The organism is Dyadobacter sp. CECT 9275 (genome assembly GCF_907164905.1).
GTDB classification, from domain to species: Bacteria; Bacteroidota; Bacteroidia; order Cytophagales; family Spirosomataceae; genus Dyadobacter; species Dyadobacter helix.
This window is the reverse complement of the sequence record NZ_CAJRAF010000002.1, coordinates 3,172,768-3,185,635: the sequence shown is the minus strand read 5'-3', so window position 1 is coordinate 3,185,635 and position 12,868 is coordinate 3,172,768. Positions and strand designations below refer to the sequence as shown.

Sequence of the window (12,868 nt, the reverse complement as noted above, 5' to 3'; positions counted from 1 at the left end):
TGAGGTAGATACAATTCGTAATTCAATGTTGGTAGTTACCCACTTTACTGAACACTTCTTCAGCGCGGTTACGGCATGCTTATCCGTACCGGCACCCGATGAATCCTCTACAAATTAAATACACTCTACACTATGGAAAAATTTCCGGACATCACACAAATTTTATTCAATACCTTCAATACCCTTGTCAGTCAGTTTGTAGACTTTGTACCAAGAGTACTAGGCTGTTTCGTAATTCTGATTATCGGGTACCTGGTTGCCCGTGGCGTGAAAGTAGTCATTGCCCAGGTGCTGGCACGAGTTGGGTTTGACAGAATCGGGGATAAACTGAACGAGATCGGGATTATCAAGCAATTAAAAACCGAGATCAGGCTAAGTGATATCGTTGCCAAAATTTTTTACTATTACATTCTGCTGATCTTCCTTTCTTTTGCGTCTGATACCCTCGGCGTCGATACGATCACCAACATGGTAGTGTCGCTGATTAATTTCATTCCGAAGCTTATTGCAGGCGCAGTTATGCTCCAGATCGGCATCATGCTTTCGGATGCGATCAAAACCACCGTCATTGCACTGTGTAAATCTTTTAGCATTGCTTCGGCCAAGCTTATCGGAAACATCGCTTTTTTCTTCTTTCTTACCATTACTTTTATCACCGCGCTGGGGCAGATCGGAATTGAGACTACTTTGCTGGAATCGAGTTTTAACCTCATTATCGGAGGAGCCATCGGAGCATTTGCCCTTGGGTACGGTATTGCGTCAAAAGATGTACTGGCCAATATCATTTCGTCATTTTACAGCCACAAAAACTACCGAGAGGGGCAGATTATCCGGATAGGAGAAGTAAAGGGCGTGATTACCAAAATTGACAGTACGTCGGTAACGGTGGTGAATGACAGTACCACAACCATCATCCCTCTGCAACTGTTTCAGACCACACAGGTCGAAATCTTCAATTAATTTTTGTGCCATTAAACCACACTACCCAAATGAAAGATTGGTCACCCGAAAAACTTCTGATTGTATTCGTATTTTTAACCATAAGTTCATTGAGTTTTGGGCAGAAGGTTGATCTTTCCAATTCCTTAGGCGGGAACATCATAAAGGTTGCAAAAGATACCACATGGCGGAAGATAGAATTTGGAGCCAATCTTAATCAGGGGTCATTCAGTTCCAACTGGACGGGTGGTGGAGTGAACTCGGTTGCTCTTGGTCTCTTTTTTAATGCCCTGAGCGAGCATAAAAAGGGAGTACACGCCTGGAGAAATGATTTTCAGTCGCAGTATGGTATTGTCAGGAACCAAGGGCAGCAGAGCCGGAAAAATGTGGACAGGATTTTTTTTGATACTAAATACAATCGTGCGCTGACCGACAAGTGGAGCCTGTTTGCCAACTTTAACTTTTTATCCCAGTTCGGTAATGGATATGAATATTCAAAAGACCCTGCTACTCCGGATGAAAGAGAGAAAGTTTCATCCGTATTTTCTCCCGCGTACCTTACGGAGGCCATTGGTATAGAGTATAAGCCGGTGCCTTATTTCTTTGTTGATTTTTCGCCGGCTGCTTTAAGGCAGACCATTGTGGCAGACAAAGATCTGTATCTTACCTTTCCCAATAATTATGGGGTGAAGCAGGGAAAAAGAATAAGAAACGAGGTGGGAATCATACAGTTGGTTGCCAATTTTGACAAGGACATTGCGAAGGATATAAACTTCAAATTCCGCTATCTGCTGTATACCTCATATAACAAAAGTGCCGTTACCGATAAACGTGAATTTAATGGCGACCACAGACTGGACGCGCAGATCACAGCAAAAATTGCAAAATACTTTAATGTTAACCTGGGTGCCATAGTGGTTTACGACAAAGATCAGGTGGATGATATTCAGTTTGCACAAGGTTTAAGTGTAGGATTTTTATATCAGATCAAATAGTTCTTTTAACCAACCTCAATTAATATGTTCAACGAATTTAAAACTTTCATTGCCCAGGGTAATGTTCTTGATCTTGCAGTGGGTGTGGTCATTGGTGCCGCTTTTGGTAAAATCACCGCGTCTCTTGTAGAAGACATTATCAACCCTATACTGGGCATTCTCATTGGCGGCGTTGATTTTACGCAGCTGAAGGTCGTTCTGAAAGCAGCAGTGGGAGAAACACCCGAAGTTGCTATTAAGTATGGTAATTTTATACAGACGGTCATCCAGTTTTTGATTATTGCATGGGTGATTTTCCTGGTAGTTAAAGGCGCAAATAAACTGAGATTGACTAAACCAAAAGAATAGTTTTATAGTCAGGAGCTTACTGGTTACGAGAAAAGGCATGGTTTCATGCCTTTTCTCGTTTAAATAATTTTTCGGTAACAGCTGTGGGTACTTAGCTTGAAAAACTTTTACCTTCGTAACGCTCGCTTTTGTCTAATGATTAAATCCGTAATGGTGCAGAAAAAGGTTGTTATATTGGGTGGCGGAGAAAGTGGCGTGGGTGCCGCAATCCTGGCCAAATCCAAAGGTTTTGCTGTTTTTTTGTCCGATAAGGCAATTCTTCAGGATAAGTACAGGGATATACTGATCCGGGAAGGAATTGAATTTGAACACGGGGGGCATACCGAGGCTAGGGTAATGGATGCGGACATTGTAATCAAAAGTCCAGGTATTCCGGACAAAGCGCCGCTCGTAGCCGCGTTATACAAAAAAGGGGTACAGGTAGTTTCCGAAATAGAGTTTGCTTCCTGGTATACGAGTGCGAAACTCATTGGCATCACGGGCAGCAATGGGAAAACAACCACTACTTTACTGACATATCATATCTTAAAGACAGCGGGGCTGAATGTCGGGCTGGCAGGAAATATCGGAGATAGTTTTGCCTGGCAGGTGGCTGAAAAACAGTTTGACTATTACGTACTGGAAATCAGTAGTTTTCAGCTGGATAACATTGAACGTTTCCGCCCCGATGTTGCTGTACTTCTGAATATCACACCGGACCACCTGGACAGGTATAATTACCAGTTTCAGAACTATGTGAACTCAAAGTTCAATATCATTCAGAATCAGACGGAGAATGATACCTTCATTTATTTTGAAGATAGTGAAGTGATCCTGGATGAACTTGTCAGAAGAGATGTACGATCTCAAAGGCTACCTGTTTCACTGAAAGGGCCGTTGCCAAAAGGAGGATTTCTGGCAGATAGTCTTTTGCAAATCATCCTTAAAGATTCGACATTTTCGATACCCTTCGCGGACCTGCCGGTCAAAGGCCCGCATAATGCCATCAATGCGCTGGCGGCTATACTGGTTGCCCAGGCAGTTGGAATTGATCAGGAAAGTATCAGAGAGGGATTAAGGACATTCGTGAATGCGCCACACCGACTGGAACAGGTGGCCATTCTGGATGGAGTTACCTATGTCAATGACTCCAAGGCTACCAACGTCGACTCGGTGTACTATGCACTGGGAAGTTTTGAACAACCGGTGGTTTTAATTGCAGGCGGTGTAGATAAGGGCAATGATTACAGCCAGATTGAGGATCTGGTACGTCAGAAGGTAAAAGCTTTGATCATCCTTACCCCGGATTTTGAAAAGCTCGAAAAGTATTTCAAAGGCATTGTCGGGCAGATATATATTACCCAGGATATTCAGGAGGCTGTTAGCCAGGCCCGGGCCTGGGCGCAGCCTGGTGACGTAGTATTGCTTTCGCCAGCCTGTGCGAGCTTCGATCTTTTTAAAAATTACGAAGATCGGGGAGAAAAATTTAAACAAGCGGTCCGCCAACTGGTATAAAGCAGTTAGCAGGCCTGAAAATGCGGTACCCCCGGTGCCTGAAATTTTCAAGCCTTTTTCAGAAATAGATTTATTCCGAGTTCCAGTTATTATTGAAAGACAGATGGAGACCTTGCAGAGAGTTAGAGAAGACACACAGAACTGGTTTGCCAAGAATCTGAAAGGCGATCGCTGGATATGGTTTGTCTGCATTATTATGTTGCTCTGGAGTATTGTGGTGGTGTATAGTGCCAGTGTGAAAGATGCTTATAGTCAAAAGCAGGGGAATACGGAGTATTATCTGATCAAACATTCAGTCCTTTGCTTTCTTTCGCTGCTGATCATGTATTTCGTTCACCGGATACCCTACATCAAGTTTGTGTATGTAACCCGGCTGGCTGTATGGAGCTCTATTTTGCTGCTGATCTTCACCATGTTTTTTGGTACCTCGGTGAATGAAGCGTCGCGCTGGATAGAAATACCTATCATAGGGCAGCGTTTCCAGCCCTCGGAATGGGCCAAAGTAGCGCTGATCGCGCATCTGTCGCTGATACTGGCCCGGCACATCAAAGGCGGCTGGAATACCCGTGAACTCTTCATGGAACCTCTGGCTTTGGTCGGAGTGGTCTGCGGTCTTATTTTTACCAGCAATGTGTCCACCGCAGTGATGCTGGCGGGAATATGTTTTCTGCTGATGTTTGTGGGGAAAGTTCCGTTACACTATCTGTTTTTTACGGCAGTTGGCCTGGTCTTTTTTGCAACCATCGCCATCCTGCTCAACTCTACGCAACGGGCAGGTACTGCACAGAACAGGATTACCTCATTCTTTGATAAGGATATTGTTGTTTATCAGTCGCAGCAGTCCTATATGGCTATGGCGCGAGGGGGATTATATGGTGAAGGTGTAGCCAAAAGTCGGCAGCGAAGATTTTTACCAGAGCCACAGAAAGATTTTATTTTCGCCGTCGCCGTAGAAGAGTATGGTACAATTGGTGGTGTTGTGCTTATTGTTTTCTATCTTATCATTTTATACCGGGGCCTTAAGGCCATTGAAGCTACCAAAAGGCCTTTTGGAGGATTATTATCGGCAGGATTGACCTTTACAGTAGTGAGTCAGGCATTTTCAGCCATGGCCGTGACGGTTGGGCTGGTGCCGGTTACGGGGCAAACCTTACCTTTTTTTAGCCAGGGCGGAACTTCGCTGCTCTTTACTGGTATTGCCATGGGAATGATACTCAGCGTGAGCCGGGGCGAGAATATTGAAGAAAAAAGAATTTAAATTGATATGATAAAACGGATAATTATCAGCGGAGGTGGTACAGGTGGCCACATATATCCTGCTGTTGCTATCGCGAATGCATTAAAGGAAGTGAATCCGGATATTGAAATTCTTTTTGTAGGAGCGCTTGGGAAAATGGAAATGGAAAAGGTGCCCAAAGCCGGATACCACATTATTGGCTTGCCAATTGCCGGCATTAAAAGGGAGCTGACTCTGGATAACCTGGCTTTTCCTTTCAAGCTTATTAAAAGTCTTTTGAAGGCGAAATCCGTAATTAAGGATTTTGCACCCGATGCCGCGGTTGGGGTTGGCGGGTATGCGAGCGGACCTTTGTTAATGATCGCGTCCTTTCTTGGGATTCCTACGTTGATCCAGGAACAAAACTCGTACGCGGGAATAACCAACAAACTGTTGTCAAAATGGGCAAAAAAAATTTGTGTGGCCTATCCGGGAATGGAAGTTTTTTTTCCTCATGAAAAAATAAAACTTTTGGGCAATCCTGTGAGGAGTGATATCCTTGAAGTGGAGTCAAAACGGGATAAGGCGCTGCTACATTTTGGATTTAAGAGCACTGGTAAGACACTTTTCGTGATGGGTGGGAGCCTTGGGGCACGGTCTGTCAATGAAAGCGTGTTAAAGGGGCTGAAGCGTCTGGCAGAGGGAGGGTATCAGGTTTTATGGCAAACGGGCAAGGGATTTATAGATACTGCATCTGCTGCTATTAAAAGTTTAAATACCGATCAGATCAAAGCTTACGAGTTTATTTATGAAATGGACCTGGCTTATGCGGTTGCCGATGTAGTCATATCCCGTGCCGGAGCGCTTTCCGTTTCGGAGCTTTGTCTGGCAGCCAAGCCTGCTATCCTGGTTCCTTTTCCGGCCGCATCGGAAGACCATCAGACTAAAAATGCAATGAGCCTTGTGAGCCAGAACGCGGCGATCATGATAAAAGATTCATCTGCGGCAGAGGAGCTGATTTCCACTGCACTGGACTTGCTGAATAACCCGGAGAGGCAACAGGAACTGATTGAAAATATCCGCCCGCTGGCAAGGCCAACGGCGGCTGCCGATATAGCAAGGGAAGTCCTTAGCCTGTCTGACTCACCTATAGTATAAATTTACCCACTAAAAATGACTCATTATAAATACATTTACTTTGTTGGTATCGGAGGTATAGGAATGAGCGCCCTGGCCCGATGGTTTAAGGCCAATGGGTTCGCAGTAGCCGGTTATGACAAAACTTCAACACATCTCGTCAAAACGATTGAAAGCGAAGGAATTACCGTAACGCTGGAAGACGAGATCGGTACCATTCCTGATACTTTTAAGGCCGACCCGGCCTTGACCCTGGTGGTATATACCCCGGCCGTACCGGTAGACCACAAGCAGATGAATTATTTCAGGGATCATAACTTTATGATTCTGAAGCGCTCTCAGGTGCTGGGTATGCTGACCCGCAATTTAAGAACAGTCGGTGTGGCAGGAACGCATGGAAAAACAACTACATCTTCCATGGTTGCCCATATCCTGCGGTCTGCAGGTGTGAACAGTACAGCATTCCTGGGCGGAATAACACAGAACTACGAAACGAATCTGTTGCTGAACGAGGCGACGGATAAGCTGGGGGAGGTGATATGCGTGGTGGAGGCAGATGAATTCGACCGTTCATTCCTGACACTGTTTCCCGAGATAGCCATTGTAACCTCCACAGATGCGGACCATCTGGATATCTACGGAAAACATGAAGCCGTTCTGGATTCATTTAAAGAATATGTCAGCCAGGTGGAAGACGGGGGCATTTTATTCATGCGACATGGTTTGCAGATAGCTGATGCGACAAAAGCCAAGGTTTATACCTATTCATTGGACGAGGGAGATTATTACGCATCCGGTATACACATCGAAAAGGCCCGTTTCGTTTTTGACCTGAACTATCCGGGAGGAAGTATCGATAGAATTGCCATGAAGATTCCCGGCTTTCATAATATTGAGAATTCAATTGCGGCAAGTGCAGTGGCGCTCTACCTGGGTGTAAGCCCCGCGGAAATTAAACTTGCGCTTGAAAGTTACAAGGGAGTCAAGCGCCGGTTTGAGTATCAGGTGGAGAGCCCGGAACATATTTACATCGATGATTACGCCCATCATCCGGCCGAAATCGAAGCTTTTTTATCATCTGTCAGAGCGCTTTATCCCGGCAGACATATTACTGCCATTTTTCAGCCACATTTGTTTACCAGAACACGTGATTTTGCCGACGGTTTTGCAAAAAGCCTTTCGTTGGCCGACAGGCTGATTTTAATGGAAATTTACCCGGCCAGGGAGTTGCCGATACCAGGTGTGAACGCGCAGATGATTCTGGATCGGGTAGAAACCGGAGATAAAAAAATAGTTGTTAAAGAGCATGTGGTAGAGGCTGTGAAGGCCATTGAAACGGATATTCTGGTGACGATTGGAGCGGGGGATATTGATACGCTGGTTCTGCCCCTGAAGGAGTATCTCGCTAATTCATTTGCTAATTAATCATAGGGGCGTTTTTAATATTACTGAGATGTTACGTAAATTTGATTATTCTTGGCGTTTATTGCGTAAAAGTTTGTGGGTTATTTTACCCATGGCATGCATTGGAATGGCAGAAAATCGTTTCAGTAAACAACGCTGTAACAATCTGGTCATCAATATTGAGGGAGATTCAGGCGCTCATTTTCTGAATCAAACCGATATACGGATGCTTGCCACGGAAAACGGGGGCGATGCACTGGCAGGGAGCCGTTTAAACGAGGTAAGGCTGTCGGACGTGGAAGCCAGAATTAAAAGCAATAAGCTTATAAAAAAATGTCAGGTATATCGTGATCTAAAAGGAAACCTGGTAATAAATGTAGAGCAGGAGCGGCCGCTTGCCCGGTGGATACATAGTTCGCCCAACGGTCAGTGGAGGAATGCATCAGGTCGTTACATTAATGAAGAGGGGGCCTTTTTCCCATTGTCCGACAGTTATTCTGCCAGGACATTACTGGTAACCGGCCCGTATTTTCTGAGTAGGAAAAATTTAAAATCCGAAAAAGATAAGGGTTTATTGGACCTGATTCGTTTTCTGGATGAAGATCCTTTCTGGAAGGCACAGGTGGCGCAGGTGGAAGTAGGGAATGACGGAGAGATCAGTTTGCTGACGTTACTGGGAGATCAGCGCATTGAGTTTGGAACCTCGGAGGGTTTTGAGAAAAAATTTAAAAAAATCCGGCTATTCTACGAACGGGTACTTAGCCAGGATTGGGGCAGGTTTTCAAAAATTAGTGTAAAGTTTCAAGATCAAATTGTTTGTGAATAATTGTAATTCACCGGTACCATGGCACACGAAAAAATTGTAGTTGGAGTAGATATTGGAAGTACTAAAATAGCGGTAATTGCTGCACAGGGCGCTGCATCAGGATCCCGTCATAACAATATTGAGATTTTAGGATTTAGCGAAGTACCGGTGCCTGCTGGAGCCGTGGTGAACGGATCGGTGGAAAATATTAAGCAGGTAGGAGGTGCGGTCCGTGAGGCACTGCAGGAAGCCGCTGCGCTGTCCGATCTTGATATTGGAATTGTAAATGTTAGTTTCAGTGGTTCGCACGTCAAAGTGAGTGCACAAAGTGACGGGGTTTTGCGCCCGTCTGCATCCACCGGAGAGGAGGTCACCCAACGGGACGTCGACCAGCTTGTGGATGATATGTATCGTGCCAGGACAGAACCTAACTATGATGTGCTCCATGTGCTGCCGATGGATTTCGTGGTGGATAATGCTACGGGTGTTAAAGAGCCCGTAGGGCGCACGGGTATCAAGTTAGGAGCTAATTTCCTGATTATTTCCGCTAATAACCAATCCATTCAGCGCACCAGAAAGAGTTTGTTTGATGCGGACAATAACCTGAAATGTGATAAAATGGTGTACGCCCCCCTGGCAACGGGGCTGGCCGTGCTGACGGAAAATGAAATGAAGGCCGGGATTGCCCTGGTGGATATCGGGGATCATACCACAGACCTCATTATTTATCAGGACAAAATTGTAAGGCATATTGTATCTTTCCCGATCGGCGGAAGGCATATTACCAGTGACCTGGCAACAGGTTGCGGCATTCAGCCTGAGAATGCGGAACAACTAAAGAAAGTTTTCGGCACGGCATTATCCGAAGATATTCCTTTAAATATTGAAATTTTTGTTAATTTTCTGGCTGGAAGGCCGCCTAAGCAAGTTTTAAAAAAGAACGTAGCCCTGATTATCGAAGAAAGGCTGAAGGAAATAGCGGCAATGGTCTATGGGGAAATCATCAATTCGGGTTATCAGGAAAAGCTGATAGGCGGAATTGTGCTCACCGGTGGAAGTGCCAATATACCTGATATTGAACTGCTGTTTGAAAAAGTAACCGACCTGTCCGTAAGGGTAGGTTTTCCCGAGAATCTGGCGCATACCGTCAAAGCAGATGCAGTAAGTAATGCTTCTTTTGCAACTGCAATTGGCCTGGCATGGGCGGGTATCAAGGCAATTGATCCAAGAGTGAAGTCTGTTTGTAAACCCTCATTAACTGAAATGACCAACCGGGCGCAAGCTACGGTTGAAGTGAAAAGAAAAGAAGAGAAAGAGCCTCGTGAAGAACTCAAAAAAAACGGGCGGTTTTTTTGGGATAATCTGCTGGGCAAGAAAGATGAGAATACAGATGAGTATTAGCTAGGATTTATAACTGATATCAACAACACCCCGGGATTATGAACACCAGTTTATTGCAAGCATTAGACCAGGACTATATTGTGAACGAAATCGTACGAGAACAGCCCATTGGTTCTGCCCATTCCGAACCCGCTATTATCAAGGTAATCGGCGTTGGTGGAGGAGGAAGTAACGCGGTTAATTACATGTTTGAGAAAAAAATCAAAGATGTGGAATTTGCCGTATGTAATACCGACCGCCAGGCACTGGCTAATAGCCCCGTGCCAACAAAGATACAACTCGGTGCTACCCTCACGCAAGGACTTGGGGCCGGAACAGATGCTACAAAAGGAAAGGAAGCCGCACTTGAAACCATTGAGGAGATCAAGGCTTTGCTGGGCGGATTCACGCAGATGGTTTTTATAACCGCCGGAATGGGCGGAGGAACGGGTACAGGTGCTGCACCGGTCATTGCCCAGCTTGCCAAAGAAATGGGTAAACTGACGGTGGCCGTGGTAACAGCTCCCTATACCTGGGAAGGGCTGGATAAAAAAGAACAGGCACTTGAAGGTATAGAGCAATTAAAGGAATACAGTGACACCGTTCTGGTGGTTCTTAATGACAAGCTGGAAGAGTTATATGAAGATATGACCCTGACGCAGGCATTTGCCGAAGCAGACGGTATTTTGTTAAATGCCGTAAAAAGTATCTCCGAGATCATCACAACGAGCGGTAATATCAATACCGACTTCAAGGATGTTGAAAAGGTACTGAAAAAGGCAGGGCAGTCGGTGATGGGGACGGCAGAAGCTACAGGTGCAGACCGGGCCAAAATTGCTATTAAAGAGGCGCTGGATTCTCCTTTGCTGAACGACAGAGATATTACAGGTGCGAAGCGGATTCTGGTAACCCTGGCAACGAGCAAGAAAAGCGAGGCTACCATGAAAGAGCAGCGTGAAATCTGGCGTTTTGTGCTGTCACAGGTAGGAGGTGAGGCAAGGATGTTTAAGCTAGGTACCATCACTGACGATTCTCTCGGTGACAAGCTGCGGGTCACTATTGTGGCAGCCGGTTTCGACAGTGTGGAATCTCCCATCCCTGGAATTGAAATTAAAAATTGGGGTAAGGTAAAAGAAGATAAGGAGCAGAAGGAAGAGGTGTCAGTGGTAACGGAAGTTACTCTTCCGGAAGAAGAAGAGTCTCCGGTTATGGTATCGGCTGCGTTGGATGCCACACCAACGGGTACTGTCGTATTGGAGGTGGGTCATGTGATCTCCGTACCGAATGCACCCGTTAACATATCCTATATCGAAGAGGAAGAAGAAGGAAAATGGTCAGATGAGGAGAGTGCACGTTTGTCTGCCATGATCAAATCCTTCAGAGAAGGACTGGTTAAATATGCTGATCTGGAAGGTGCGGCCTATAAGAGGAGCCGGATTGACCTCTGGAAAAAGCCCGCAATTCCTGCAAACGAAATGGAACAGCATTGGTTAAAATAGGAAAGGGAGCTTCTTGCTCCCTTTCCTATTTAAAAGCGGATCAACTGTGCGGCCTGGATGTCTATGAGTTCCCTATAGAGTGAATTTGTGATTTCGGTGCCGTTAAAATGAGCACGTATCTGAGCCAGCTTCACTCGGAGCGCCAGGGTGTTCATTCCCAGATAGCTGAAAACGTCATTGAGGTGGCTTAGCGCTATGGCTGCTCCCTGCATGTTGGAAGACAAGCCAACCAGTGCTGCTTTTTTATTACTGAAACTATTGGGGTAAGGAAGTCCGTCAATAAATGCCTTTAGTACACCCGGATAGGAGCCGTTATATTCAGGCACAATAAATACAAACCGATCTGTTTTCTCCAGCAAGGCCCGCAGGGAGTTAAAATCTTCATTCTTACCGCAGTTATCGTACATAGCCGAGAAAGTAAAATCGTGGGGCAGGTGGATCAGGTCCAGAATAATACTTGGGGTATTCAGACTTTCAAGTACCTGATGGTAGTATTCGGCAATTTTCCGGGACATGGACTGGGGCCGATTGGTACCCACTATAATTACAATAGGCGAAGAAGACTCTGTCATTTGAGATAATGCTAAACGATCCGGTTTGTTCCGCCCCGGACGAACGGGTGTTGGTAGGTTAACAAATTTGGATCGAAATTGTTCGGATTAGTACCGGTAATTCTATGCAATACTGGCTGGTACTTTCATTATACCAAACATTTATTACTATCTTTGACCTCTCAATTCATCACGAAAACACCGTAACGGCTTGTTATATAAGCTTTTATTTTAAGGTCATAATCCACATATCAGTATGTCTTGGTTCATTCGAAAAGAAAAAGGTATCAGTACTCCCACGGAGATGAAACGTGAAGCTCCGGACGGATTGTGGTACCAATGTTCTAATTGCAAAAAAGTCACTCCAACCAGAGAACATAAACAAAACGCATATACTTGCCCCCATTGTAATTATCACGAAAAAGTGGGATCGGAGATTTATTTCGAACTGCTGTTTGATAATAATGAGTTCGTAGAACTTGACGCCAATCTTACCTCCGGTGACCCGCTTCATTTCGTAGATACCAAAGCCTATACCGACAGGATCAAATCCACGATGAAGAAAACAGGTCTGAAGGATGCCGTCAGAACTGGTCATGGAAAAATGAACGATCTCAAGATTGTGATAGCCTGTATGGATTTTAACTTCATAGGCGGCTCTATGGGGTCGGTGGTTGGAGAAAAAATCGCGCGGGCCATTAACTATGCTTTGGACCATAAGTTGCCTTTTCTAATGATATCCAAGTCGGGAGGGGCCAGAATGATGGAGGCTAGTTTCTCCTTAATGCAAATGGCCAAAACATCGGCACGGCTTGCACTGTTATCCGAAGCAAAATTGCCATACATATCTCTGCTGACAGATCCTACCACAGGTGGTGTTACGGCTTCCTATGCCATGCTGGGAGATTTCAATATTTCGGAACCAGGCGCGCTGATCGGATTCGCCGGCCCCAGGGTGATCCGGGAAACAATAGGCAAAGACCTGCCAAAAGGATTCCAGAGTGCGGAATTTGTACTCGAGCACGGTTTCCTGGATTTTATAGTCGACCGGAAGGACCTGAAAGATAAATTAACCAGCCTGCTCACCATGCTTCGTTGAT

The 12,868-nt window shown here is 45.3% G+C and carries 12 protein-coding genes; 11 read left to right on the top strand and 1 reads right to left on the bottom strand.

The window, feature by feature from the left end; genetic code table 11:
• Positions 1-132 precede the first annotated feature (132 nt).
• From KOE27_RS20900 to ftsZ, 10 genes are all read left to right on the top strand, one after another.
• Positions 133-960, top strand: coding sequence for a mechanosensitive ion channel family protein (locus KOE27_RS20900; RefSeq protein WP_215240733.1), 828 nt, complete (start codon positions 133-135; stop codon positions 958-960).
• Positions 961-989: 29 nt separating this feature from the next.
• Entirely contained in the window at positions 990-1,934 is a 945-nt protein-coding gene (locus KOE27_RS20895; RefSeq protein WP_215240732.1) for a DUF3078 domain-containing protein, read from the top strand.
• Between the two features lie 24 nt (positions 1,935-1,958).
• Positions 1,959-2,282 carry a large-conductance mechanosensitive channel protein MscL gene (gene mscL, locus KOE27_RS20890; RefSeq protein ID WP_215240731.1) on the top strand — a complete coding sequence of 108 codons (324 nt, stop codon included), beginning with the start codon at positions 1,959-1,961 and terminating at the stop codon, positions 2,280-2,282.
• Between the two features lie 135 nt (positions 2,283-2,417).
• Complete coding sequence (gene murD, locus KOE27_RS20885; RefSeq protein ID WP_229252858.1) at positions 2,418-3,776, top strand: UDP-N-acetylmuramoyl-L-alanine--D-glutamate ligase; 1,359 nt, start codon at positions 2,418-2,420, stop codon at positions 3,774-3,776.
• 103 nt (positions 3,777-3,879) lie between these two features.
• Positions 3,880-5,034 (top strand): FtsW/RodA/SpoVE family cell cycle protein, encoded by a 1,155-nt coding sequence (locus KOE27_RS20880; protein ID WP_215240730.1) that lies wholly within the window; start codon positions 3,880-3,882, stop codon positions 5,032-5,034.
• A 6-nt stretch (positions 5,035-5,040) separates the two neighbouring features.
• Positions 5,041-6,150, top strand: a complete 1,110-nt coding sequence (gene murG, locus KOE27_RS20875; protein ID WP_215240729.1) for an undecaprenyldiphospho-muramoylpentapeptide beta-N-acetylglucosaminyltransferase — start codon at positions 5,041-5,043, stop codon at positions 6,148-6,150.
• Positions 6,151-6,165: 15 nt separating this feature from the next.
• Entirely contained in the window at positions 6,166-7,554 is a 1,389-nt protein-coding gene (murC, locus tag KOE27_RS20870; RefSeq protein WP_215240728.1) for a UDP-N-acetylmuramate--L-alanine ligase, read from the top strand.
• 91 nt (positions 7,555-7,645) lie between these two features.
• Complete coding sequence (locus tag KOE27_RS20865; RefSeq protein ID WP_229252857.1) at positions 7,646-8,359, top strand: cell division protein FtsQ/DivIB; 714 nt, start codon at positions 7,646-7,648, stop codon at positions 8,357-8,359.
• Between the two features lie 18 nt (positions 8,360-8,377).
• A complete protein-coding gene (ftsA, locus tag KOE27_RS20860) occupies positions 8,378-9,739 on the top strand; it encodes a cell division protein FtsA (RefSeq protein ID WP_215240726.1) in 1,362 nt (453 codons plus the stop codon).
• Between the two features lie 38 nt (positions 9,740-9,777).
• Positions 9,778-11,217 carry a cell division protein FtsZ gene (ftsZ, locus tag KOE27_RS20855; protein ID WP_215240725.1) on the top strand — a complete coding sequence of 480 codons (1,440 nt, stop codon included), beginning with the start codon at positions 9,778-9,780 and terminating at the stop codon, positions 11,215-11,217.
• A 29-nt stretch (positions 11,218-11,246) separates the two neighbouring features.
• Here the strand turns inward: ftsZ and KOE27_RS20850 are convergent, their stop codons facing one another.
• Positions 11,247-11,789: an NADPH-dependent FMN reductase gene (locus KOE27_RS20850; protein ID WP_215240724.1), complete on the bottom strand. Its 543-nt coding sequence runs from the start codon at positions 11,787-11,789 to the stop codon at positions 11,247-11,249.
• A gap of 235 nt (positions 11,790-12,024) precedes the next feature.
• Here KOE27_RS20850 and accD point away from each other — a divergent pair, with 235 nt between their 5' ends.
• Complete coding sequence (accD, locus tag KOE27_RS20845; protein WP_215240723.1) at positions 12,025-12,867, top strand: acetyl-CoA carboxylase, carboxyltransferase subunit beta; 843 nt, start codon at positions 12,025-12,027, stop codon at positions 12,865-12,867.
• Position 12,868 lies beyond the last annotated feature (1 nt).